This is a genomic window from Scytonema sp. UIC 10036, assembly GCF_009725235.1.
The window spans coordinates 41,660-64,046 of sequence record NZ_WJFC01000007.1 but is presented as its reverse complement, the minus strand read 5'-3'; the positions used below and the strand labels follow the sequence as shown (position 1 = coordinate 64,046).

Below are 22,387 nucleotides of genomic sequence, written 5' to 3'. Positions count from 1 at the left end.
ACTCGTATCTTTAAGAGTGCAAAACCTGTAGAGACGCGCCATGGCGCGTCTTTACTGTTAAGTCCTAGTAGATTTGTAATTTATATTACAAGGCTACTAAGTATCCCCTGAGGTTATTTTATTTTTAGCCCAAAAGATTTTATTCTTACGGGATAAAAGGTAGATGCTTAATACTGATAAACCAACAAGACTCGCAGGTTCGGGGACTTTTTTCGGTGGTGTAATCCGAGTAATTCGGGCGTAGATACCTGCCGTAATGTCTTGATTTTCGTAGACACGAAACTTTTTAACGGTGGTGTTACCGCCATCTTGGCTGAAGCCAATGAGCTCCAGAAGATAATCATTTCCTCCAAAACTGAAACTGCGATCGCTAAAACTATTTTTAACAATGACAGAATCCGCGTCTTTTTCTGGATCGCCCTCGTTAGTTGTGTTTTCTAAATCCAACTCGTATTTAAAACTCTCAGAGAACGTGAATGGCTCAGAGAATAATAGGTCAAGACTTAATGATACAGAGTCCACATTGGTTCCTTGAGGCACTGTTCCATTAAAGTATTTTAAATAACCTATCTTAAACACTGAGCCTTCCTCTGCAGTAAATGAAATACCTTTGAGGGCCATTTCATTTGCACGCGTTCCATACCTTGGTACTTCTGGATAAGCATCCCCCCATTGAAAAGTATTGGTTCCCACACCTGTGTAGTGTGGATCGGTATTTGCGCTCCCTGAATAATTACTGGGTTCTCCCCAAATGGCTCTCGAGTCACCAAAAAAAGTTAGACCTAGAGCTTGGCTGGAGAAACCAAGGACTGTGACAACACCTACAGTCAAAGTAGACACAGCAGTAGTAAGTACTGAACTGAGTTTCATGGTTAAGCCTTACTCCTACCCAGGAGCTGGTTTCAAGTAAGCATCCCGTCCACGTTAGTAAATTTACTGAGAAAATGACAATAAATTTATATAAATTTCACAAAATCTTCATATTGACTTTGCCAATTCTTAGCAAAACAATTTTCTCTGCTCTGGTTGATAATCCTTGTTTTATCAGCTTTTTACAAGGCTTTTACACAGTTTCATCTATTGTTAACTCATTCTGTAGAATAAGTATATTTTTTTGCTATTAGAAAAAATAAAGCAATATATTCTGTCAGTAGTAAAATGTGATTTACATAACCTTAACAAAGAAGGTAGCTATTTCGAGGGCAGAGGGCATTTATAACGATTGAATCGGAGTACACCCCAAGCAGTTAGGCTTTGGCATGAGGGCAATTCTGATAAAGTGAGAAATTTTTCCATCTGCTATCTATCATCTGTCTTTCTCAATAAACCAAAAGGCAATAGGGAATGTGCAAAATTCTTCCCTATTGCATACTTGCCGATTAGCTATTGCCTTGTTAGGGAGCTAAAGCATTACCGCGAAGCAAACTACCAATAGTCTTAGCAGTAATTTTTAACTGAGTGAAAGGATTAGCAGGTACAACTGTCTTGTACAGATAGCTGTCAAAAGTTAGCCTTTGAACATCGATATCGTCACACATTTCCACAAAAGCTTCACGTGTGGCATCAGAACGGTAAAATACAGTCTGTAGGAGATCTAAGACCTTGTAGGTTAGCCCGTACTTCCTATCCCACCGTCTCAGATAGACTTTAAGGTCAGCTTCTGTAGGAATGCGGCTACCGTTGTTAGACATTTCAACAATTGTTTCAGCACACATCCGTCCAGACTTGGCAGCAAAGTAAATGCCTTCTCCAGAAGATTTAGTCACATAGCCCGCAGCATCACCTACTAAAGCAATTCTTCCTACAACCCGACGGGGGCGGGGATGTTCGGGAATGGGGTGCGCTTCTACCTTGATAATTTTGCCACCTGCGAGTTTTCTGGCTGCACGAGCGCGAATACCAGCTTGCAGTTGCTTGATGCTCGCTTTATTCACGTGCATTGTACCAGTACCGACGGCAACGTGGTCGTATTTGGGGAATACCCAAGCGTAGAAGTCTGGAGACACATCATCGCCAACGTACATCTCGGCGAGATCCTCATAGTAGTTCATGCGATCTTGAGGGAGACGAATTCGTTCCTGGAAAGCGATCGCATAATTATAATCTCCTGCATCCATTTCTTTAGCAACGCGGGAGTTAGCACCATCAGCCCCTATAATCAAATCAACTTTCAGGGTTTTGGCAATTCCTTGAGCAATACCTTCTGTGTGTTCTACGTAGTGGATGGTATAGGGATCGGTATTGTTGGCGGGAATATCGAGTTTATGAACAGTGGCATTAATTAAATTTGCGCCCAGTTTGGCGGCGCGATCGCGTAGATAACCATCTAACACTTCGCGACGACACATTCCGATATATTCTTCTTCTTTTTCCAGATTGATATCCACCTCACGATTGGAAGGTGATATCATCTTCATTTTCCGCACGCGACGGTCAATAATATTTTGGGGCAGGTCGAATTCACTAACCATACATAAGGGAATTGCACCGCCACAAGGCTTGGCATTATCCAGCTTGCGTTCAAATAGGTAGGTTTCAATTCCTGCTAGAGCTAATGTTTCTGCAGCTGATGAACCTGCTGGACCTGACCCAACAACAGCAACCCGTAGTGTCAAAGTCTTCTCCCAATCTTTTCATTTACCGAAAGCATGGTATCACGGTCTTTTGACTGATTTTGTGCTTCCCTCTAAATCTCTGAACCAAATGCAACATTCCTTAATATTTCTCTAAATTGAGTATTGGGAATTGGGCATTGGGAATAGTTAATTAGGAAACATCTATGGTTTATAACCCAATTTATGCAGGTTTCAGTGTTTGACTCAGTTAGCAGACAAATTAGTGTTGCAGCAATTACTCAGTATCAAAAACGTATTTCTCCTCACAAAGGATTTAGTTGCGCTCATCGGATTCTTTATGGTGGAGAGTCTTGTTCGCAGTACATCAAGCGAGTGATTGCTCAAGAAGGTTTGCGGGGTGCAATGGTCAAATCTCGAATCCGATTTCAAGCCTGTTCGCAAGCCAATGAAATTTTGCGGGCGCAGATTGAGGGATCGACAGAGGAAACGCCAGATAAAAAGCATCGAAGACACAATTGTACCAAAGATAAAGTTCGTCAATCAGACTGTAGAAGCAGCGATTGTGGTGGGGGCTGCGACTGTATCGAGGGGTTAGTCGATTTAGCAACCTGTGATTGTACTGTATTAGACTGTAGTGCTTTGGATTGCAGTGCAGCAGACTGCGGCTCACTAGATTGTGGAAGTTGTGGTAGCTGTGGGAGTTGATTGGTCATTGGTCATTTGTCATTGGTCATTTGTCATTGGTCATTGGTCATTGGTTACTGGTCACTGTTTATGGTATACTCCGATATACGCTAATCTTAATCAAAAATCCGTAGATTGGTTTCCGAGGTGCAGTCACAGTGGGCATAGTTGTTGAGAACGTATCTAAAGAGTTTGGCAATTTTAAAGCAGTCGATCGAGTCAGTCTGGAAGTTAAGAGTGGCTCACTCGTAGCACTACTCGGACCATCTGGTTCAGGGAAGTCCACACTGTTGCGTTTAATTGCGGGTTTGGAATTGCCAGATAGCGGGAAAATTTTGCTGACTGGTAAAGATGCTACATACCAAAGCGTACAACAACGGAAGATTGGGTTTGTCTTCCAGCACTATGCTTTATTTAAGCACATGACTGTCAGGCAAAACATTGCCTTTGGTTTAGAAATTCGTAAAGCAACAAAAGTAAAAATCAAAGAACGGGTTGAAGAATTATTAGATTTAGTGCAACTGAGTGGGCTGGGTAACCGTTACCCCTCACAACTTTCTGGGGGTCAACGCCAAAGGGTAGCACTCGCACGGGCGCTAGCAGTAGAACCAGAAGTTTTACTTTTAGATGAACCCTTTGGCGCACTTGATGCCAAAGTTCGGAAAGACTTGCGAGCTTGGTTGCGCCGCTTGCATGATGAAGTACATGTAACCACTGTTTTTGTAACCCACGACCAAGAAGAAGCGATGGAAGTCTCGGATGAAGTCGTGGTGATGAATAAAGGGCGAGTAGAACAGATAGGGACGCCAGCAGAAATATACGACCATCCAGCAACAGCATTTGTAATGAGTTTTATCGGACCTGTTAATGTGTTACCCAGTACGGCTAGGATTTTCCAGAGTAATGGATTTGATTCTGCTCATCCAGAAGTATTTTTGCGTCCGCAAGATGTCATCGTGGAAACAAGCCAGAATGGCGCTACAGTACCTGCTAGGGTGACTCGGTTGATACATTTGGGTTGGGAAGTGCAAGCAGAGTTGACTTTGGATGACGGGCAGGTAGTAACAGCCCATTTGACAAGAGAACGTTATGACGAGTTAAAGTTAGAGCCACAACAAAAAGTGTATGTCAAGCCAAAGGACGCAAAATCCTTCCCACTGTATTATTCAATTTAAATTGTTTACTGTTGGGTGTTACGACAGAGTTGACTATTGACTCTTAGCTGGCTAATGATACTATGCTGATTGCATTTAAGACACAGTTAAAAATGATATCAGCACAGTCACTCATTTTGCTAATCGAGTACGCTAGAAGTCGAGAAGCGACAATAGCGATCGCAGAGTCCACAGAACCAGGAATCACATATCAATGGGAGAGGGAGTGGGGTATGACGGAGTGGCTTGGCGAAACCTTGAGTACCAGCGCTATTCTGACCATAAATGAAGAAAAAGCAGTCCTTTGCTTTAATGCATATTTTGGAAAGGAAGAACACAATGGTTCCTACCCGCTTCCATTGCCACACCCACCCGCACTTCTATTTAGTCAAGAAAGGTCTGTTGCTAACCTCAAGGAAGCACTGTCACTGGAGGATACTTTTTATAAAAGAGTCACAGAATGGGTAAATAAGCAGGCACACAAGAGGTTAAGTTAGGAATATGGCAGGACTAAGAGGGTAGAAGGTAGTAGAATATTGAGGGTGCAAAAGCTGATAGTACGCGCTTTGATGTGATTTTTAATGGAAAGTTTATTTACGCCATCCTGTAGCGATCGCTAAACGCACAAATAAGTAGCAATAAAAACCAGGGTGTTTCTGCCCTACCTAAAGGGGCATTATGCAGTCAAGTTTATAGTTTTTTGGAGTTGGCTAAAGGAAAAGCGTGTGCTATGCTAGAAAAGTAGTTAATTGCGAATCTACCAAACTTAATATCTAAGCTAAAATTAGGTAGGATAGATAAGCTAAAACTACAAGAGTATAAGTTAGTTATGGCGGCATAGCCAAGTGGTAAGGCAGAGGTCTGCAAAATCTCCATTCCCCAGTTCAAATCTGGGTGCCGCCTTTTAAAAAAACTATGTTTTTAATCGATGGGAATCCATTGTAGTAAGTGTGATGAAGTGTGCTTATTATGCCACACTTTAAATTTTTGGGTAACTTTTGGGTAATTGGGCGTAAACCTAGTAAGGTAAAGGTTTATACGCCATTAATTAAAACGTATGTACTCTAAAAGCCTAGAAGAAAGAGCCAATAAGAGTTCTGTAAAAATCAAGGCATCTAATGGTAGGTTGCAATTAGTTTTCGCCCATCCCATCGTTACTCCAACAGGAGAAATCAAGACCAAGCGTTTCTACCTTTCCACTGGTCAAGCAGATACCCCTTTAGAAAGGCAGCAGGCATCTGTTTTAGCTGCAAGAATCCAACGGGACATTGATTATGATGAGTTTGACGCCAGTTGAGTCAAGTACAAGCCAGTTGCATCTTTAACAACTGTTACCCCAATTACCCCATCTGTTACCCCAAAACTCGATATACAGGAATTGTGGATGCAGTATACAGAGTTCAAAAAACCACAAGTCAGTCAGTCTACTTACGCAGTGGACTATAGAAAATATCGCAACCACATCGCTAGTTTGCCAACTAAAAATCTCGATGATGCGATCGCTATCCGGGATTATCTCATTGCTCACCTGAGTCCTAATGCTGCCAAACGTACCTTAACCAATATTAATGCCTGTTGTGATTGGGCAGTGAAAAGCAAGTTGATTGCGTCTAATCCCTTTCAAGGAATGACAAAAGAAATTCAGCTTCCTAAGTCGGAATCTGAAGAGAACCAAATTAACCCATTTAACAGGGAGGAAAGAGATGTCATTATTAAAGCATTTGAGGACAGCAAGCTCTACAACTACTACGCTCCCCTGGTAAAGTTTTTATTTTTCACTGGTTGTAGACCATCAGAAGCAATAGCGTTGCAATGGAAGCATATCGGTGATAAGTTTATCATTTTCGAGCAAGCGATCGTTATCAGTAGTAATGGACTGGCTCTCAAGGATGGGTTAAAAACCCAAGCTCACAGGCGTTTTCCGATTAATTATCAATTGCGAGAAATTCTGAAATCTATTAAGCCTGAAACCGAGCGTACAGATGATTTCATTTTCAAAAGTAAGAAAGGAGGAATAGTAGACTTTGGTGATTTTCTTCATCACGCTTGGAAAGGCTATAAAAACCGCCACGGTAAACATATGGATGGTATCGTTACTCAGTTAGTTAAGCAGAGCCTTGTGAGTGAATATCGAAAACCTTACCAGTGTAGGCACACTTTTATCACTCTGTGCTTGGAATCAGGCATTGATGCTAAAGATGTGGCAAAATGGGTTGGCAACACTCCAGAAATTATTTACAAGCATTACGCAGGTAATAAGCGAGATTTACAAGTTCCGGAGTTATAAGATTTTACTTGTGACTGGTTCAACTTGAGGTAACCAAGGAACACACCTTGTACCTCTTTAACCATTTAACCTCCCAATAAGCAGTACACACCCGATCGTTCTTCTAGAATCGCGTATGTTTTCTTAAAGAAAGGTTATCATTTTGACAATTATTTTGGCTATCCAATAAAATTGCTTCAATTCCATCTTGCACCCGCGTCAATTCTCGATACTGCTCCTCAATCCAAGCTTTTTCCGCTTCACGTTGTTCTATTGTTTCTTGACGATACCTTACTTGTTGAGCGAGGAAATCACTATAAAATGTTAGCCCTTGCTCAACTGCTTGTTCAACTAATTTGACAAACTCATCAAAAATAGTAGTAACAATTGTTTCCAATTTGATCAAAACTTCCTTCGAGCATTTATCAAATTGCTCCCAACTAATACCTAAAACTCCCTGCTTGGCTAAAGTATCAGCGGTATTGTCCAAAGCATCAACCAAAGATTTAACGTTTACAGGGAGAATGTAAAAGCGTTCGGTAAATGCTCTTTCGACTAAATTAGCTATTGTAGAAGCAATTAAGTTAAACTGAGTAAGAAGTTCTTTAGCTTGTTGTTTATCTAATTGTCCAATACATTTTTCTAGGAATGGAATGTGAGTTTCTAGTTCATGCTTGACGAGTAAGTTGATACTGTCGATAATAACGCGTTGTAATGCTTTTACCTGAGCTTGTAATTCACAACGTAACCTTATAATAAAGTTGTCCTTTTCAAAAACACTTAATGCATTCTTGATTTTTTTCTTATTATCATAAAAATGGTTTTCTTCAATCAGCAATTTTCGTTTGTACCAATCATTCTTAACTTGGTTAGTCACTTCAGATTTATATTGTCTGCTTAAATGACGGACTTTAAGATTACACCCACTTAAATCTCCTATTTCTTCCCATATTTCATAAGTAGATATTTCAGCTACTCTTTGCTTGCTATCCCAAACATCCTCAGTATGAGCCAAATCATCAAAACATACTTGGATTAGACTTTTGAGTCTAGTAGCTGATTGCTTCATTTCTTTAAAACAGGGAGCAATCGACTGGTTCAACTTGGCTACAGATTGCTTAATTTCTGGTGAGTTTTGTTCATCCTTCAAAACTGGCTCGATAGATTCAGTCATCCTCTGAAATATCATTAAATATTCATTCATCCGTGTAATCTCCGATGTTTTTTGTAAAACTTAATTAATACAATCTAAATCAATATTTTCTTTCAAATGCTAATCAAATTAAATACTATGTTTTTTGTATTTCGCCCAGAACACATGATTGGTCTTGCTAATGGTACTCTCAAACAAGTTGTATCGTCCTCAGGGATTCCACTGAGCATGGTTAGAGACGCAAAGACAGGTCACATTGTTGGTCACGCTGTTGGTGTAGTAGCTCAGCCATTTGTAGCTATTCCAAAAATGATATTCGATAGCATAGAAATGATTCAAATTGATAGAGGTTTTAAAAAAACTTATGAAAAACTGGATTTAATTCAGTCAAGCTTGACGACTATCAACACTAATATTAGTGTTTTGCAAGCGACTACAGCTTTGATTGGTGTAGGAGCTATAGCAGGATTGGCACTCTCAGCAGTAAACTTGTATCAAATATTGAGATTAAGAGAAGATATAAAGCAATTGAAACTGGAAGTTAAACATGGATTTATTGATTTAAAAAAAGCTTTAGACAATCAGGGTAAAGAAATCATCAATCATATTGATAGAGTTGCTCAAGATATTAAATTTGAGCAACATCGTTTAGTTATGATTGAGGCATATGGGAAATTTCAGGCAGCACTCAATTTAATTAAAACTGCTTTAAAAACAGAGGCAAGTATCCGAAATACTGATTTAGCAACCGCACGGCATTTATTAACAGATGCTTTAGAAAAATATCGAAATCAGCACTTGTTATCTGAAACGTGTGCAGCTGGATATCTTCGTAGAGTGGAATGTTCTTGGGCTATCGATCAGACTATTATCTTAACATATCAGTTGCAAAACCAGCCTACTGCTGTAAGCGATCGCCTAACCCAACTTCAAGAGAAAATCCGTCAAGACAGCCTCTCTGTTGTAGAACAGTGTGAATCTGAAGAAGAACTAGATTTTCTATTTCCGGGAATAGCGCAAATTTGCAATTATGATTTAACCTTATTAGAATCTTGGCAACATCATGTTGATTGGCTACAAAGTTTATCTCCTGATGAAAGGCAATTAATAGCAAATTCCAATAATCAATTTGATGAGATTTACGAAGATAATCAAAACAGAATACAGATAGCCGAGCCTGAAGAAATATCACTTTACGATCGGTTAAAGCAAAAATCACATTACTTATCTCTACGGGATCAACTAAAATTTATGATTTTACCTAATTCACGTAAGGAGTACGAAACTTATATAACTCAACAAGCGTTAGCAACTGGATACAAAGGTTTTGCTCCTTCTAGTTGGCAAGAATTACCAGACTTAACTGTTGCTAACCTTTACTGGTACTTTAAAGCAAAAAAACAATAAATTCTAGTAATTAAATTTAGAAGTACTTTACTTGTGTTCGTGGGTTCGCAAATGAAACCATACCAAATATTGCATATTATCTCAAATCCGTTTGTATCGGAATTATAGTGATTCTCACTTGAATGAAGTACAGATTTATCTGCTACGGGCTGCGTGCATCTGCGGTTTTATAACTTTTTTTGTATTACACCCAATTGAAAAGCGCTATATCTCTCCTTATCTTTCCCTCTGCGCTCTCTGAGTCTCTGCGGTTTTTAATCATTTATATTATGTTCGGATAAACATTTATACTACGATTATAGACACAATGCATGCGCTAAAGCGCAACTACGAACGAATCATTTTATAAGTCATCAGCCGACCACGATATTACTACGTATTTGATATCATCTCTATCTCCAGGAATGGAAATTCAAAATGTTAATAGATAACAGAATTGCTCCCTCTAGAAATCAATCATTTATTGTGTAAAAGTATGGCACTCTTGTATTGTTTTTTAGACATAAATCTTGTCTTTATTGGATAAAAATTGAATTGTTTTAGAAATATCTAACAAATAATTACCAATCATTTCTAGAGAGAAAACTTCTGGTAATGCTTGTCTACGAGAAAGACCGCCCCATGCGTGATTTAACCGCTTGGCAATTTCATCAGGAATTTCAACCGTAATTTGCATAGAGTATTCCAGCTATAATAGTAGTCCAATTCTATTTTAATGATGTTACCTTGCTTGTTGAGAGGGCAAAAGACGGAAGGCAGACGGCAGAAGCTCATCTCTTTTACCTATCCGTATAATATCATATCCGGTAGCATAACCATGCGGAAAAGTTTCCTAATTTCTTAGCGCCTTTGCGTCTTTGCGTGAGTTTTATTTAGGGTATACAAGCGGACATGATATAACTCTTGGTTTAGTCAAAAGCAGCGCAATAAAGCTACAGTGTTTTCATTAGCTTTTACCCATAAAATAAGGGCTTTAGGGTTAGTACTATGTGTCAAAACAACATCAAATAGAAACTTGCAGTCTCCTACACAAATTCCATAGTAATAATACGTAACTAATTATACAGATGACAAACCTTGCATGGTGCCATAAACTCGATGTGCATAAGCAAGTAACTCTTGCTGTATCTGTAACTCAAACTAATACTTGAAAAATATTATGGGGATTGTCATTTTCTTGGGTGTATTGATTGCCACTTTAGCTGTTATCATAGTCAACAGCTATAATGACCTAGTAAAACTTCGCAACCGCTACAAAAACGCTTACGCTCAAATTGACATCCAATTAAAGCGCCGTTATGACCTAATTCCAAATTTGGTCGAAACAGCTAAAGGTTATATGAAGCACGAGCGGGAAACTTTAGAAGCAGTCATTGCTGCTCGGAATTCTGCTATTTCTGCAAGTAGTCGAGCTTCGCAAAATCCAGGAGATCCCCAAGCAATGCAGCAATTGGGAAATGCTGAAGCAGCCCTAGCGGGTGCATTAAGTCGCATTCAAATCCTCTCAGAATCTTATCCAGAGTTGAAAGCAGACCAAACAATGAGCCGAGTGATGGAGGAGTTATCTTCCACTGAAAATCGTATCGCTTTTGCTCGCCAATCTTACAATGATTCGGTAACGCTTTACAACACCAAACTAGAAGCATTCCCTAGCAACATGGTGGCAAATAGTTTTAACTTTGTTGCAGCAGCACTGTTGCAAGAAGCCACACCAGAAATGAGAACAGCGCCACGCGTGTCTTTTTAATGAGTATATGAATTTTTTTGAAAATCAGGATCGAGCACGCCAAAACACTCAACAGTTAATAGGGTTGTTTGTTTTATCGATAGTGGCAATTGTTGGAGCAATTTACATTGCCACGCTGTTTTTTCTCCGCATGGCTCCTAGAATTTGGTGGCATCCACAATTATTTCTGTGTGTTGCAGGTGTCACGACAGCTGTCATCGCTCTAGCTAGCTTCTACAAAATAGCTTGCCTCAGAGAGGGTGGAAGTGCGATCGCAATAGAGTTGGGTGGAAGATTGCTGATATCAGACATAGCAAATCCCAACGAGCAACAACTGTTAAATATTGTAGAGGAAATGGCGATCGCCTCTGGCATTTCAGTGCCGTTTGTGTATGTCCTTGACTCAGAACTGGGCATCAATGCTTTTGCTGCTGGGTTTACTCCCAACGATGCTGCAATCGGAGTCACCCGTGGTTGTCTGGAACAACTCAACCGGGATGAGTTGCAAGGCGTGATTGGTCATGAGTTCAGCCATATTCTCAATGGAGATATGCGCCTGAATTTGCGTTTGGTAGGATTGCTCCACGGAATTTTGTTTCTTTACCTAACCGGAGTCTTTATTCTACGTTTTCGTAGCAGCTACCGTAGCGAGAACAAAGGTTTGTGGGCGTTTGGTTTGGCATTGATGTTAATAGGAGGTGTGGGATTGTTCTGCGGGCGCTTGATTAAAGCAGCAGTCTCCCGACAACGAGAATTTCTTGCTGATGCTTCAGCCGTCCAATTTACCCGTAACACTGATGGTATTGCAGGAGCGCTTGAAAAAATAGAAAGAATCGGTTCGGGGTTGTATTCTCCCGCAGCTGAAGCCGCAAGTCATATGTTTTTTGGCAATGCGCTTCAACTCTCTTTTTGGGAAGATATGCTAGCCACTCACCCACCACTTTCAGATCGTATTCGCCGCATTCGCGGTTTGAACTACAAACCATCTGGAACTGACATCCAAAGGCGTTCTTATCCCCACGAATCAGCAATGGGTTTTGCTCTTAGCAGTGCTTTTACTACGGGTGCTCCAGTTGCTCCAGAAAAGGTTGTTAACCAAGTGGGAAGGGTTGCTCCAGAGCATTTTACTTATGCTCAAAAAATACTGGCAGATTTACCAGAAACCCTACGCTTGGGCTTGCAAAGGCAACAAAGTGCAATAGCTATTGTTTACGCACTGACATTAAATGATACAAATTCTCCCGTGCGCGATCGCCAACTTGAGTGGTTGCGAGAAGTACAACCTGCGGAGTTAGTAGAAGAAACTCTATTGTTTGTTGACGAAATAGCCTCGTTAGATTCCGGTATGCGCTTACCTCTTGTGGATTTAGCAATACCCGCATTGCGTCAATCTTCTCCTAGCGAATGCCAGCAAATTTGCAAATGCGTTAAGGGTTTGATTAAAGTGGGTGGAGATTTATCACTTTGGGAATTTGTGTTGCAATTAGTGCTGTGGCACCGTCTCGAACCTTGCATCCATCCAGAATCCTCATCTAAAGCCGAGCAATTTGACAATATACAAGAGATTTGGTCAGATTGTATCCTCGTACTTTCTGCACTCGCAAAAGTCGGACAATCTCAACCTGATGCGATCGCCTACGCATTTCGCAGTGGGGTTTTTAGACTTCCTAAAGTCGGGCAACAAGAACAACCGGAAACACCAATTGCTTGTAACTTTGCGGGAATTCAGAAAAGCCTCAATCGCCTGCGCCTTGCTAGCCCCAAATTGAAGCAAGCCACAATTGATGCCTGCGCTCATACAGTGATGGTTGATAATCAAGTCACTCCTCAAGAAGCAGATTTGCTGCGGGCGATCGTCATTACTTTGGATTGTCCCATGCCTCCATTTTTAATTCCTCGTAAAAGAAGCCAGAAGTAAGAAGGCAGAGAATAGAAGCTTTTTTAGGTTTAAAAGCAAGGACTTTAATCAAGTTGTTATGCATTTATTTGCCTCCATACATCTAGCTTGGAGACTTTAAACTGTTTTTCAGAAAACAGATTGCTTGTTTTTATGTTGTAATACATAGATTTTCATTCTGCCTTTCTTCCACAACTGACCTCTTGACACTGTACCGTTCGTTCGGTACACTAGTTTTAGGTTTTTGGATAGAGCTTAGGAGGACATTATGCCACGCAAGTTTGGAGAAATTGCCTTTACCCCTGAAGTTCTAGCCGCACAAACAGAACGCGGATCGCGGCAGTCCTACGAAAAATATATTGCCAATGGTCCTGCGAACGATATTATTACTTCCAACATTAAGGAATTTATTGCTCAATTAAATGGGTTTTATCTAGGAACTATGAGTTCCAATGGGTATCCTTACATTCAATTTAGAGGAGGTCCTCCCGGTTTTCTAAAAGTACTAGATGAGAGGACTTTGGGCTTTGCCGACTTTTCGGGAAATGTGCAATACATTACGGTAGGCAACCTTTCAGGTAATGACAAAGCGTTTTTGTTTTTGATGGATTATCGCCATCGCAGACGCATCAAAATCTGGGGCAGAGCTGAGTATGTTGAAGGGGATTCACAATGGACTGAAAAACTACAGATACCGGGTTATCCAGCCGTAATTGAACGCTCGATTCTCTTTCATGTGGAAGCCACTAGTGAGAACTGTCCCCAACATATTCCGATTCGTTATTCGGAAACCGAAGTCGAAGCAATGATAGCTCCGTTGCAAGCGCGAATTGCGGAGTTAGAACAACAGTTGAGCGATCGTGCTTCCACGTAAAAGTTACTCTTGCCAGTATCAACGACTCATACTTTGCCAATATCCTCGTTAATTCTGATGCGGTTGAGCAGATCACCTTAAATCTCTGCTAATCTCTGCATAAATTAGTAGAATAAACAAGATGCATAGATTAGAAGACTGACTACAGATTGGAGATGCCGCAAAGCTTAGGGGGTCAGTATTGAGACTCTCCGATGTTGGGAGAAAACAGGAAAGATTCAAGCGGTGCGAACAGAGGGTGGTCATCGTCGCTATCGTGTAGCAGATTTACTGAAAGTCGATCACCCCAACTTGCGGCATACAGTGATTTATGGCTGAATCAGCACCCCAGATAAAAAAGAGGATTTGGCTCGTCAGATAGGTGTGCTTGAACTTTACTGTCAGCAACAAGGGCTAGTAACTGCTGATAATTGACACGGTAAATCTTCGTAGGTTAAAATATCCAAAAAATTTGTTAAGTGAATTCTATGGGAAAAAAGAAGCAACAGAAAACTGAATATACCTACACTCAGATTCTTCCGGTTGTTTCTTGTTCAGATGAAACACAAGTGAATAAAATTATGCATTTGTGTGGCATTCCCAGAGCGCTTACTTATAACAAACTTGGATCGTTACAAGGTTGGTCTGTACACTGGACACAAGCCGCTCCGATTATTCGTAAAATACTCACCCCCTCTGACATCGGATTACCCGCCAAAATTTGGGAATGGTCTGTTAATGACACGATGAAAAATGTTTCAGCACAACAAGAAGCGGCTAAAACTATTTTAATTCGTGACATTTGGCGAAAATATCCAATGCAATCTAATCAGCGAAAACGGCTTGAATGGATTGAAACTAACAAAGATAAGAAAAAAGGCAAAGAACTTAAACAACTTAAAGAAAAAGCTTTAGAATTGTTTCCTCCAGGCTCGATTGAAATTGAGCGAAATCGATTAATTGAACTGTTAAGCACAGCTCCTACCAAAGATAATTGGTTACATCGAAAATTTCGCTCTCAATATCAACGTGGACATACTTTTGTACGCAACCAAATTGTTTATCAACCAAATGGTTATACGTGTAAACGTCTTAATAGACATTCGGTTGAGTTACAAATACAAGGTTTAGAACGTGGTAAAAGAATCACGTTAAAACTTCGTTCTAGACAAATTATTAAAGGTCAAATTCGTGTTATTCATAATGAATACGGAAGACTCGAAGTACATTGTCTTCGTACAGGAACATTAGTATTACCACAAGGTAAGCCTAACACAAAGTTGGGTATTGATAAAGGTTACACTGAAGGTTTTTACACATCCGAAAATCAAACCATTGCGTCTGGTTTAGGTCAGTTAATGACTGAGAAAACCGAAAGAATCGCTAAAACAAATCGGAACCGCTACAGGATCAGATGTTTTGGTGAAACGATTAAGAAACACGATCCTAAGAAAGCGGCTAGGATTTTAGAAAACAATTTAGGTTACAAGAAAAAGTCTCGGAAGCTACAACGCGAGAAAGAAACTATTAAGAATTTTATTCGCAAAGATTTACGTAAGGTAATCATTTCACCTATAGATATCATTTGCGAAGATCTGACAACGCCCATCAAAGGTAAAAGGCAAGCGAAACAAATTAATCGCAAGCTTAACCAATGGATGAAGGGAGAATTACAAGCTTCGTTGGTGCAGCTCTCAATGAAGACGGGATCAACAATATCAGTGGTTAATCCCGCTTATACATCGCAACTTGATAGCCAGACTGGGACGCTTTTAGGTCACCGGAATGGAGATCGGTTTATTCGTTATACGAAGGATGTAGTCCAGGCTGATTGGAATGCGGCGATAAATATCCGCATTCGTGAGCAGGATAACCAAATCACCAGGTATATGCAATCTGGTGAAGTGGAAACGATCTTAATAGGTCGTACTGTTCAATACTTACACTCAATTGGGTGTTCAGTAGCAGATGCTTTAAATTCAGGTTGGTTACTTCCTAAGTTTAGCGCAAAAGCATTGAAATATGAGAGTGAGTATTACCCGCAGGGGTAGCGGGTACGCTTAAGCTCAAGTTTGGGAGACAAAACCAATTGTCAGCAAAGTGCTTGCAGCCACTACCAAATTTGAAGAAAGCAGCAATTAAAGACAAATCTGAACGAGTTACAGAGATTTGAACAGATTTAGTTTACCCCATAAAGTCAGGAGTTCCTCAACCAATTGGCTATCGAGTTCTGATATTGGTGGAGGCGGAACAGCTTGTCTGTAGTCAATTCGGAAAGCGTAACCGCCTCGCTCATAAACACCACTAACAACCGATTGTAAATTTACGGTTGTAAACTCTTGAGGTTCCTTAAGCGGTAATAAAAACTCAGGAATTGCCTCACGCATTGTAAAAGCGTACAAGTCTGCTTTCGGGCGGCGATCGCACTGACTCACTACAATTCGATAGTCTGTTATTAAATTGACTCCTTTCATTGCCATGGGTTCATCCGCTCGAAGTAAGTCTATTTCAACCAAATGAGACATACTTCCTAAAATCGCATGACGTTTTTCTTCGTAAACTGAGCGTCCCCTTCCTTTGCGTTTATTCTTAGGCGATAAAATTTCAATGACTGTAATTACAGCATCTGTTCCAGTTTCCCTCACTTCCAAGTAGCGTTCTCTTATTTCTACTGGCATTGGCAGAGTAATTTGCTGAGGGCGAGATTGGACTGCAACAGGATTAGCCTCTTTTGGGCTAATTTGCTTGGAAGATTGCTTACCTGCTGATGACAGAACAACCGCATCCGGAATTCCGATGAGTAACTCCTCATCAGAACTATCAAGATAGGTGCGAGTTTCCACTCCAACGTAGTATTTAGGTAACAAATTTGGCGCAATAGCATCTGCAAGCGCTACAATTAAGCGGCTGTGGAACTCTGACCAGAAAATTGACTGCTCCAGGTAGGGGTCCATTCCCGGAAACGGTGATGGCATAAGCTGAAGGTAGGGGGTAGGGGGTAGGGAGTAGGGAATTTTTTATTCCATCGTTATGGCGTTCGCTTAGCGAACGCCATTGGTGTCTATCTTGATTTTAACTGTTCAAGCGCGAGTTCTACAGCCGATAATATATGGTTAACGCAAACTCTTAATCAATAGCAACCATAACATCGGATGATTTAATGATGGCGTATGCTTGTTTTCCTTCTGTCAGTTGAAGCTTCTCAGCTGAAGATTTAGTGATAATTGAAATGACTTCAACGCCAGGAGCAATTTCCAAGGTAACCTCGGTATTAACTGCTCCTTCTACAACTTTTTTTACTGTCGCTTTAAGTGAATTGCGAGCACTAACTTGCATTTTGATTGATGTTCCCTGTATCAATTTAACTCGATAATCCTAACAAATTCTCTCTTCCACGCTTGAGTTTTTATATTTTTTTAATCATTTAGATAACGTGAAATTCCTTAAGGGCAGGTAAAAAATTCTTATTCTCATGACTGGAACGACTGAGTTTAATGAGTGCAAATCGCTGTACGGGGAGTAAATTCCCCCATTGCTGTGAAGTTATTGCGATACCAAATTCCTGTGCTTTGCTACTGACGCTATCAGGTACATTTTGGTCATCCATCCAGGGTGGGTTTTCCTCAACAGGCAGATCGGTAACTGACTCACCAGTGTGCTGTTGGACTAATTGGCGTAAAAATTCTCGGTACTGTTGGACAGTTTCTTCTGTATTGCAAGGTCGTTCTACAAGGGTTTGACGTTCTTCTTGACTGAATTGATTCCACTGATTAAGTTTCAGCTTAATACCACAAGTGTCCAACTTCAAGCGCACCTGCATGGGAATACAACGCAGTGAGTCAACAAAATCAGCTTCAAAGTCAAAAAAATGGGTCATAAATGGTTAACATGGGGCATTGGGCATTGGGTATTGATATTTGCACCTAGTATACCAATAAAAAAAGAAGGTGATAGATAGTATAGATCGTAGATACCGATCGCCTGTTACCGATCGCCTGTTACCGATCGCCTGTTACTGTTCACTGTTAAAGACGCAAATGCTGCTGAATAACCGCTATCGAATTCTTCGCACATTGGGAAGTGGAGGATTTGGAGAAACTTCCCTAGCGGAAGATACTCAAATGCCCTCACTGCGACGTTGTGTGATTAAACAACTAAAACCCATTCACGATAACCCTCAAGTATACCAACTTGTGCAAGAGCGGTTTCAGAGAGAAGCAGCGATTTTGGAAGAGTTGGGTGGAAGCAGCGACCAAATTCCAACTCTGTATGCTTATTTTCAGTTGGACGATCGCTTTTACTTAGTCCAAGAATACGTAGAAGGTGACACCCTCACAGCTAAACTCAAACAACATGGTGTATTAAGTGAAACTACTGTTGCCGGGATTTTAGCAAGTTTATTACCTGTTCTGGAGTACGTACACTCAAAGAACATCGTTCATCGCGATATTAAACCAGATAATGTTATTTTACGTCATCGGGATGGCAAACCTGTACTGATTGATTTTGGAGCAGTACGAGAAACAATGGGAACTGCGCTGAATTCCCAAGGTAGCCCGACTAGCTCAATTATCATTGGTACACCAGGGTATATGCCCAGCGAACAAGCGATGGGTAGACCAGTTTATGCTAGCGATCTTTATAGTTTGGGACTGACAGCTATTTATCTTTTAACAGGGAAACCACCACAAGAGTTACAAACACATCCAAGTTCTGGAGAAATTGTTTGGCACTCTCATGCTACCAATGTTAGCGCAACGACGGTAGCCGTACTCAATCGAGCGATCGCGTACCATCCACGAGATCGATTTTCCAGTGCCAGGGAAATGCTGCAAGCTTTGCTGACTGGCAGTTTATTGATTCCTCCTACTGCTCCTCTGACACAACCACCATCTTTCACTCCTCCATTACCAGCAAAATCTCAAGAAACTCTTCTTGCCAACCCAGGAGTGTCTTCTCGTGAAACTTCGCTTCAAAATAGAGAACAAAGGGGAACACTTGGTCTTAGCATTATTGTGGCTGCTGGTTTGATAGGAGCCTCTGTGATTATTGGTCTTGTGTTAACAAGAAATCCTCAATCTGTAGAACAGCCAAACGCTTCATTGGGGATGCCTTCTAAAGCACCTTCTAATAGTTCTCTCTCCCCCAATCAAGTTACAGAAAATCCGAGTTCCAACTCATCTAACGAGAGTGCTTCTTCACCACAAAATACACCAATACCTACACAACAAAATGTTAATAAAGCAAATTTTCCCAATTCTTTTTATTTTCTTGCCGATTCTGCCTACTCAACTTCACAAACTGCTTTGATGCAAGTGAAAGCTTTACAAGCAGTTGGTTATTCTCAAGCTGGAATGTTTCGGATTCCACAGTATCCAAATTTGTCGGGCAAGGAGTTATTTGAAGTTTATGTAGCTAGATTTAGCGATCGCAATAATTGTATTGACCTGTTAAGAACTTACGGAAAAGTCAACTCCAATGCTTATTGTGCGTTTGCCAGTAAAGATCCAAATGCACCCCCCGAACGGCTATTTTTTAAAGAAATTTCTACATCCTCTTCGGCAACATTGCCAGATGCAAACGCCAGAAAAAACGATTATTCCTGGCTTTCTCAAAGAGAAGTCACAGATGCAGATTTAGATGGGAAAGATGGTTTTGAGCTAGATATTATGAGAAATGCCATTTTTGCACGTCACGGTCGCCGTTTTCAGACTGCTGGGTTACAAAAGTACTTTGATGGACAGCCATGGTATCGCCCGAAATACTCACCAGATAATTTTCCTAATGAATTACTATCGGATTTAGAAAGATGGAATGTAGAGTATATCAACAAATATCAAGACCGTTACAATCGGAGGCATTTTCGGTAACAGTGACTAAATCTACCACGAAATGGTTTGTTGTGCGATCGGGTAAGCGCTGTACAAGAAAATCTTAGGTTAATCTAGGTATAGTTAAGTAAATTAGAATTATGCCTTATATTTCTATTCAAGAAGCAAGTGACTTGTTAGGCGTTCACCCTGACACATTGAGACGCTCTGTCCAAATTGGGGCATGGTTGGGCATGTAATGGCGAAATAGCTTGACCATCACATCGTTAACCTCTGGGGGAAAGCCGCCAACATGGTAAGAATTGATGTGGACAACATGCTCCCAGCTCGCACCAGCAGTCGCCAAGGTTCGCTCTACGTTCCGAAACGCCTGAGCAATCTCGTCCGCAAGCGATTCGGGAATTTGCAGATTGTCATCCACCCCGCCTTGACCGAATAATTCGTAATTCGTAATTCGTAATTCGTAATTAAAAATTAATAAATTAATTAATAATTAATTCATTAAGGGTACAAGCCCCTAATTTTAATTATGAAAAAGAAAAAAATGCGGAGCATCCTTATTACAAGCCCCTGCCTTTAGGCATGGGGTAATAATTACGAATTACGAATTACGAACTACGAATTGGAGCGAAGCGACTTGACCAGATGTCTCTACTCGATTGCCAATTTTTACCGCTTGCGAGTAATGCAATTCATTCAGCATGTATTCCCCATAACCGGGAGTGATAAAAAACTTGGGCTGATTCATGGTGTTCCTTTGTTTAGTACGTTTGACTCTATCTCGCGTTGCTGAAACAAGTTGGTTTCGGCATCATCCGATTTAGACACTAATGTTCAGAATTCACTTGCCTTATAATCATAATGTTTTCAGCAAACAGTAAAACAACTATTAGCCGCGAAAACGCTTGTAAAATGGCTTCCATCGTCCAGTTCTGACTTTGAACCTCCCAGATCATCCAAACAATATTGAATCCAATCACCAACGAGGATAGGATGACCGATGAATTGCGGCTGCGATAGAAGCGGATCGTCGTCTCCCGCCAAAATGGGAAAGTACTGAAGAGACAAACAAGGTAGGATACTCCTGCACTGATGAACAAGCTGGTTTGAAGACCCGAAGGCAGATTTGGGTATCCAAGCGCGATCGCCGTTAGACAGACTCCCAGCGCGAGGTACAGGAAAGTAAACAAGGTAAATCGTTTCATTATTTCTTCTCCGGTGAAGCTTATTCTCTGTACCAGACCCGCACACATTGAAAGCAATTGATGGTAACGCCTTAACTAATCATCACTGGGTAGACACCATTACTGACCGTCACTCCGTAGACACCATCACTTGTGCCTTCGATCCGATCGGGTAAAACAACGGTTTCAACATTGATCACCTGTATCGTGCTAATTTCGATCCACTGATTGACAGCACTCACAACCTCAGAGAAGGATTCATACTCGGCAGGTCCGCCAAAGGGTAAGCGTTCAGTAATCCGAGGCGCGAAATCTTCGTACTTAATCATTTTATCCATCACCTAAAACTGTAGAGTTGACTTAGAGTCTTCGTAAATAGTCGCTCCCGCACTGCGGAGTTCATCCAGGAACCATTTGGTATCCGAGAGTAGTTCGGGTAGGTAAAGCCCAGGAGGGGCAGGAGAACGGTCGTTCAGTCCCAATACTGATGTGAGAGAAAGAACAACGCTGAGACCCGTGAGTGAGGCTGCGCCATGTTTGAACTCCAGCATCGATCGTGATCGCTTCGTTTGACCATCGATCTCGCCCTCGCTCTCGACGACGATCTCGGCGGCCGCCTCACCGCCCCGACGGCGGCTGGATGATTCATCGGTTACCAAGTCGAAGCGTACATCCGATGCTCCGGTGGCGACCTGGAGGCTCACGATATCGAACGTGGAAAATGCGGTGGCATCGAGCGAGCGATCATCAATTGATTTGATCTTGCCCTTTGCTGCGTCGCCGGACAGCCATACGCGCCGCCCACCCTCGAATACCATTGCGGGGGGAGCAGCTCCGTGTACCCGCTCCATATCTTCGAGCGACGCTGGACCTGCTGGATCATTCTCGTCGAGGATTGCTCCGATCTGGATGGAGTGGATGACCTCGAAGCCTTTGACACTGTTGAGTGCCAGAAACACAGCCGCACCAGCCATCCAGTGACTGGCGAGCACGACGGGTGCTGCGGTCGCATGATGCGCGAACATCGCCAACTCAGGTCCGATTTCGGTGAGGGCAGCGTTGATGTTCAAGTAAGGGATGCCCAAGTCCTGCGCGTAGCTCACTCCTTTGAGTCCGGCTTCGGGAGCCAACATGACCACAGCAGCTACTGTGACATCATCACCGAGACCCAAGCGGGGCTTATCGAGATCTATGGCAACAGCTTCGGCAGCGCCCACCTCCTGGGCGACTTCACCTGCCGATTGCAGGTTCCGTCCTCCGACGAGCACTCGAACGCTGGGGTGCCTCTCGCGGAACCACCTGATGGCAGTGCGCCCCACGAAGCCCGATCCTCCGGCAAAAAGTACCTGTCCTAAAGCCACCTTATTTTCAAGTATCATGATTTTTTACCTCTTGTTATGAAATCAGTTGCATTTACTTAAGTGTGATGACTTCCAACACTCAGTTTCTTTCAGATTCTGATGGTGCTTCTTTCAGCGATAGTGAACCTGTTTCGAGGTCATTCCGCAAATTGCTTAGAAACCACCTATTCGGAACTGCGATAAGCGAAGCTTAACGGCTAAAGCCGTATCGCAAAAAGATATCTGCCAAGGCAGATCGCGATTTAGCCTGCTGTATACCCACCATCGATTGTTAAGGGTTGTCTAGTGATGTAAC

At 41.6% G+C, this 22,387-nt stretch carries 23 protein-coding genes, 1 tRNA gene and 1 pseudogene; 13 read left to right on the top strand and 12 right to left on the bottom strand.

Going from position 1 to position 22,387, the window contains the following annotated elements; translation table 11 throughout:
* Positions 1-96 precede the first annotated feature (96 nt).
* Both F7734_RS05400 and chlP read right to left on the bottom strand, forming a co-directional pair.
* Positions 97-870, bottom strand: a complete 774-nt coding sequence (locus F7734_RS05400) for a choice-of-anchor K domain-containing protein (RefSeq protein ID WP_155743719.1) — start codon at positions 868-870, stop codon at positions 97-99.
* A gap of 524 nt (positions 871-1,394) precedes the next feature.
* Positions 1,395-2,615, bottom strand: coding sequence for a geranylgeranyl reductase (gene chlP / locus F7734_RS05395; RefSeq protein ID WP_155743718.1), 1,221 nt, complete (start codon positions 2,613-2,615; stop codon positions 1,395-1,397).
* A 183-nt stretch (positions 2,616-2,798) separates the two neighbouring features.
* Here chlP and yidD point away from each other — a divergent pair, with 183 nt between their 5' ends.
* The 6 genes from yidD to F7734_RS05370 all read left to right on the top strand — a co-directional run bounded on the left by yidD (position 2,799) and on the right by F7734_RS05370 (position 6,701).
* Complete coding sequence (yidD, locus tag F7734_RS05390) at positions 2,799-3,281, top strand: membrane protein insertion efficiency factor YidD (protein WP_155743717.1); 483 nt, start codon at positions 2,799-2,801, stop codon at positions 3,279-3,281.
* 137 nt (positions 3,282-3,418) lie between these two features.
* Positions 3,419-4,435, top strand: a complete 1,017-nt coding sequence (locus F7734_RS05385) for a sulfate/molybdate ABC transporter ATP-binding protein (RefSeq protein WP_166481741.1) — start codon at positions 3,419-3,421, stop codon at positions 4,433-4,435.
* A 62-nt stretch (positions 4,436-4,497) separates the two neighbouring features.
* The gene (locus F7734_RS05380; RefSeq protein ID WP_155743716.1) at positions 4,498-4,911 is read left to right on the top strand and encodes a hypothetical protein; all 414 of its coding nucleotides are present in this window, start codon (positions 4,498-4,500) and stop codon (positions 4,909-4,911) included.
* A gap of 334 nt (positions 4,912-5,245) precedes the next feature.
* A tRNA-Cys gene (locus tag F7734_RS05375) sits at positions 5,246-5,317 on the top strand.
* A gap of 154 nt (positions 5,318-5,471) precedes the next feature.
* On the top strand, positions 5,472-5,711 hold the full coding sequence (locus F7734_RS65950) for a hypothetical protein (protein ID WP_347566130.1): 240 nt from the start codon (positions 5,472-5,474) through the stop codon (positions 5,709-5,711).
* An 87-nt stretch (positions 5,712-5,798) separates the two neighbouring features.
* Positions 5,799-6,701 (top strand): site-specific integrase, encoded by a 903-nt coding sequence (locus tag F7734_RS05370; protein WP_347566129.1) that lies wholly within the window; start codon positions 5,799-5,801, stop codon positions 6,699-6,701.
* A 103-nt stretch (positions 6,702-6,804) separates the two neighbouring features.
* On the opposite strand, the gene F7734_RS05365 is transcribed toward F7734_RS05370, so the two are convergent.
* Positions 6,805-7,884 carry a hypothetical protein gene (locus tag F7734_RS05365; RefSeq protein WP_155743715.1) on the bottom strand — a complete coding sequence of 360 codons (1,080 nt, stop codon included), beginning with the start codon at positions 7,882-7,884 and terminating at the stop codon, positions 6,805-6,807.
* Positions 7,885-7,971: 87 nt separating this feature from the next.
* Here F7734_RS05365 and F7734_RS05360 point away from each other — a divergent pair, with 87 nt between their 5' ends.
* Positions 7,972-9,240 (top strand): hypothetical protein, encoded by a 1,269-nt coding sequence (locus tag F7734_RS05360; RefSeq protein WP_155743714.1) that lies wholly within the window; start codon positions 7,972-7,974, stop codon positions 9,238-9,240.
* A gap of 496 nt (positions 9,241-9,736) precedes the next feature.
* Here the strand turns inward: F7734_RS05360 and F7734_RS61725 are convergent, their stop codons facing one another.
* A complete protein-coding gene (locus F7734_RS61725; RefSeq protein WP_207714023.1) occupies positions 9,737-9,916 on the bottom strand; it encodes a hypothetical protein in 180 nt (59 codons plus the stop codon).
* Between the two features lie 483 nt (positions 9,917-10,399).
* Here F7734_RS61725 and F7734_RS05350 point away from each other — a divergent pair, with 483 nt between their 5' ends.
* The 5 genes from F7734_RS05350 (at position 10,400) to F7734_RS05330 (ending at position 15,767) form a co-directional block, all read left to right on the top strand.
* A complete protein-coding gene (locus F7734_RS05350) occupies positions 10,400-10,987 on the top strand; it encodes a LemA family protein (RefSeq protein ID WP_155743713.1) in 588 nt (195 codons plus the stop codon).
* A gap of 7 nt (positions 10,988-10,994) precedes the next feature.
* On the top strand, positions 10,995-12,884 hold the full coding sequence (locus F7734_RS05345; RefSeq protein WP_155743712.1) for a M48 family metallopeptidase: 1,890 nt from the start codon (positions 10,995-10,997) through the stop codon (positions 12,882-12,884).
* A gap of 247 nt (positions 12,885-13,131) precedes the next feature.
* Positions 13,132-13,737, top strand: a complete 606-nt coding sequence (locus tag F7734_RS05340; RefSeq protein ID WP_155743711.1) for a pyridoxamine 5'-phosphate oxidase family protein — start codon at positions 13,132-13,134, stop codon at positions 13,735-13,737.
* A 180-nt stretch (positions 13,738-13,917) separates the two neighbouring features.
* Positions 13,918-14,055, top strand: a complete 138-nt coding sequence (locus F7734_RS05335) for a MerR family DNA-binding transcriptional regulator (RefSeq protein ID WP_166481748.1) — start codon at positions 13,918-13,920, stop codon at positions 14,053-14,055.
* Positions 14,056-14,204: 149 nt separating this feature from the next.
* Positions 14,205-15,767: a zinc ribbon domain-containing protein gene (locus F7734_RS05330; protein WP_155743709.1), complete on the top strand. Its 1,563-nt coding sequence runs from the start codon at positions 14,205-14,207 to the stop codon at positions 15,765-15,767.
* A 108-nt stretch (positions 15,768-15,875) separates the two neighbouring features.
* Here F7734_RS05330 and F7734_RS05325 read toward each other — a convergent pair whose 3' ends face one another.
* The 3 genes from F7734_RS05325 to F7734_RS05315 all read right to left on the bottom strand — a co-directional run bounded on the left by F7734_RS05325 (position 15,876) and on the right by F7734_RS05315 (position 17,593).
* Positions 15,876-16,691, bottom strand: a complete 816-nt coding sequence (locus F7734_RS05325; RefSeq protein ID WP_155743708.1) for a DUF4058 family protein — start codon at positions 16,689-16,691, stop codon at positions 15,876-15,878.
* A 151-nt stretch (positions 16,692-16,842) separates the two neighbouring features.
* Positions 16,843-17,052 carry a molybdopterin-binding protein gene (locus F7734_RS05320; protein WP_038080782.1) on the bottom strand — a complete coding sequence of 70 codons (210 nt, stop codon included), beginning with the start codon at positions 17,050-17,052 and terminating at the stop codon, positions 16,843-16,845.
* 88 nt (positions 17,053-17,140) lie between these two features.
* On the bottom strand, positions 17,141-17,593 hold the full coding sequence (locus F7734_RS05315) for a nitrate reductase associated protein (RefSeq protein ID WP_155743707.1): 453 nt from the start codon (positions 17,591-17,593) through the stop codon (positions 17,141-17,143).
* A 160-nt stretch (positions 17,594-17,753) separates the two neighbouring features.
* On the opposite strand from F7734_RS05315, the gene F7734_RS05310 reads away from it, so the two are divergent.
* Positions 17,754-19,586 carry a YARHG domain-containing protein gene (locus F7734_RS05310; RefSeq protein ID WP_155743763.1) on the top strand — a complete coding sequence of 611 codons (1,833 nt, stop codon included), beginning with the start codon at positions 17,754-17,756 and terminating at the stop codon, positions 19,584-19,586.
* Between the two features lie 232 nt (positions 19,587-19,818).
* Here the strand turns inward: F7734_RS05310 and F7734_RS63120 are convergent.
* From F7734_RS63120 to F7734_RS05285, 5 genes and pseudogenes are all read right to left on the bottom strand, one after another.
* A pseudogene (locus tag F7734_RS63120) lies at positions 19,819-19,968 on the bottom strand (Rid family hydrolase); the annotation flags it as partial.
* Positions 19,969-20,148: 180 nt separating this feature from the next.
* Positions 20,149-20,295 carry a hypothetical protein gene (locus tag F7734_RS05300; protein ID WP_155743706.1) on the bottom strand — a complete coding sequence of 49 codons (147 nt, stop codon included), beginning with the start codon at positions 20,293-20,295 and terminating at the stop codon, positions 20,149-20,151.
* Positions 20,296-20,374: 79 nt separating this feature from the next.
* Complete coding sequence (locus tag F7734_RS05295) at positions 20,375-20,752, bottom strand: hypothetical protein (RefSeq protein ID WP_155743705.1); 378 nt, start codon at positions 20,750-20,752, stop codon at positions 20,375-20,377.
* Positions 20,753-20,823: 71 nt separating this feature from the next.
* Positions 20,824-21,060, bottom strand: a complete 237-nt coding sequence (locus F7734_RS05290) for a hypothetical protein (protein WP_155743704.1) — start codon at positions 21,058-21,060, stop codon at positions 20,824-20,826.
* Between the two features lie 12 nt (positions 21,061-21,072).
* On the bottom strand, positions 21,073-22,110 hold the full coding sequence (locus tag F7734_RS05285) for an NAD(P)-dependent oxidoreductase (RefSeq protein ID WP_155743703.1): 1,038 nt from the start codon (positions 22,108-22,110) through the stop codon (positions 21,073-21,075).
* Positions 22,111-22,387: the final 277 nt, after the last annotated feature.

Bases quoted from the DNA above. Each gene is read 5' to 3' on its own strand.
- F7734_RS05380 (WP_155743716.1), top strand. From the start codon at position 4,498: ATGCTGATTGCATTTAAGACACAGTTAAAAATGATATCAGCACAGTCA.
- F7734_RS05310 (WP_155743763.1), top strand. From the start codon at position 17,754: ATGCTGCTGAATAACCGCTATCGAATTCTTCGCACATTGGGAAGTGGA.
- F7734_RS05345 (WP_155743712.1), top strand. From the start codon at position 10,995: ATGAATTTTTTTGAAAATCAGGATCGAGCACGCCAAAACACTCAACAG.
- F7734_RS05350 (WP_155743713.1), top strand. From the start codon at position 10,400: ATGGGGATTGTCATTTTCTTGGGTGTATTGATTGCCACTTTAGCTGTT.
- F7734_RS05290 (WP_155743704.1), bottom strand. From the start codon at position 21,060: ATGATTAAGTACGAAGATTTCGCGCCTCGGATTACTGAACGCTTACCC.
- F7734_RS05315 (WP_155743707.1), bottom strand. From the start codon at position 17,593: ATGACCCATTTTTTTGACTTTGAAGCTGATTTTGTTGACTCACTGCGT.
- F7734_RS05285 (WP_155743703.1), bottom strand. From the start codon at position 22,110: ATGATACTTGAAAATAAGGTGGCTTTAGGACAGGTACTTTTTGCCGGA.
- F7734_RS05295 (WP_155743705.1), bottom strand. From the start codon at position 20,752: ATGAAACGATTTACCTTGTTTACTTTCCTGTACCTCGCGCTGGGAGTC.
- yidD (WP_155743717.1), top strand. From the start codon at position 2,799: ATGCAGGTTTCAGTGTTTGACTCAGTTAGCAGACAAATTAGTGTTGCA.
- F7734_RS05340 (WP_155743711.1), top strand. From the start codon at position 13,132: ATGCCACGCAAGTTTGGAGAAATTGCCTTTACCCCTGAAGTTCTAGCC.
- F7734_RS05325 (WP_155743708.1), bottom strand. From the start codon at position 16,691: ATGCCATCACCGTTTCCGGGAATGGACCCCTACCTGGAGCAGTCAATT.
- F7734_RS65950 (WP_347566130.1), top strand. From the start codon at position 5,472: ATGTACTCTAAAAGCCTAGAAGAAAGAGCCAATAAGAGTTCTGTAAAA.
- F7734_RS61725 (WP_207714023.1), bottom strand. From the start codon at position 9,916: ATGCAAATTACGGTTGAAATTCCTGATGAAATTGCCAAGCGGTTAAAT.
- F7734_RS05365 (WP_155743715.1), bottom strand. From the start codon at position 7,884: ATGAATGAATATTTAATGATATTTCAGAGGATGACTGAATCTATCGAG.
- F7734_RS05360 (WP_155743714.1), top strand. From the start codon at position 7,972: ATGTTTTTTGTATTTCGCCCAGAACACATGATTGGTCTTGCTAATGGT.
- F7734_RS05300 (WP_155743706.1), bottom strand. From the start codon at position 20,295: ATGAATCAGCCCAAGTTTTTTATCACTCCCGGTTATGGGGAATACATG.
- F7734_RS05370 (WP_347566129.1), top strand. From the start codon at position 5,799: ATGCAGTATACAGAGTTCAAAAAACCACAAGTCAGTCAGTCTACTTAC.
- F7734_RS05330 (WP_155743709.1), top strand. From the start codon at position 14,205: ATGGGAAAAAAGAAGCAACAGAAAACTGAATATACCTACACTCAGATT.
- F7734_RS05320 (WP_038080782.1), bottom strand. From the start codon at position 17,052: ATGCAAGTTAGTGCTCGCAATTCACTTAAAGCGACAGTAAAAAAAGTT.
- F7734_RS05400 (WP_155743719.1), bottom strand. From the start codon at position 870: ATGAAACTCAGTTCAGTACTTACTACTGCTGTGTCTACTTTGACTGTA.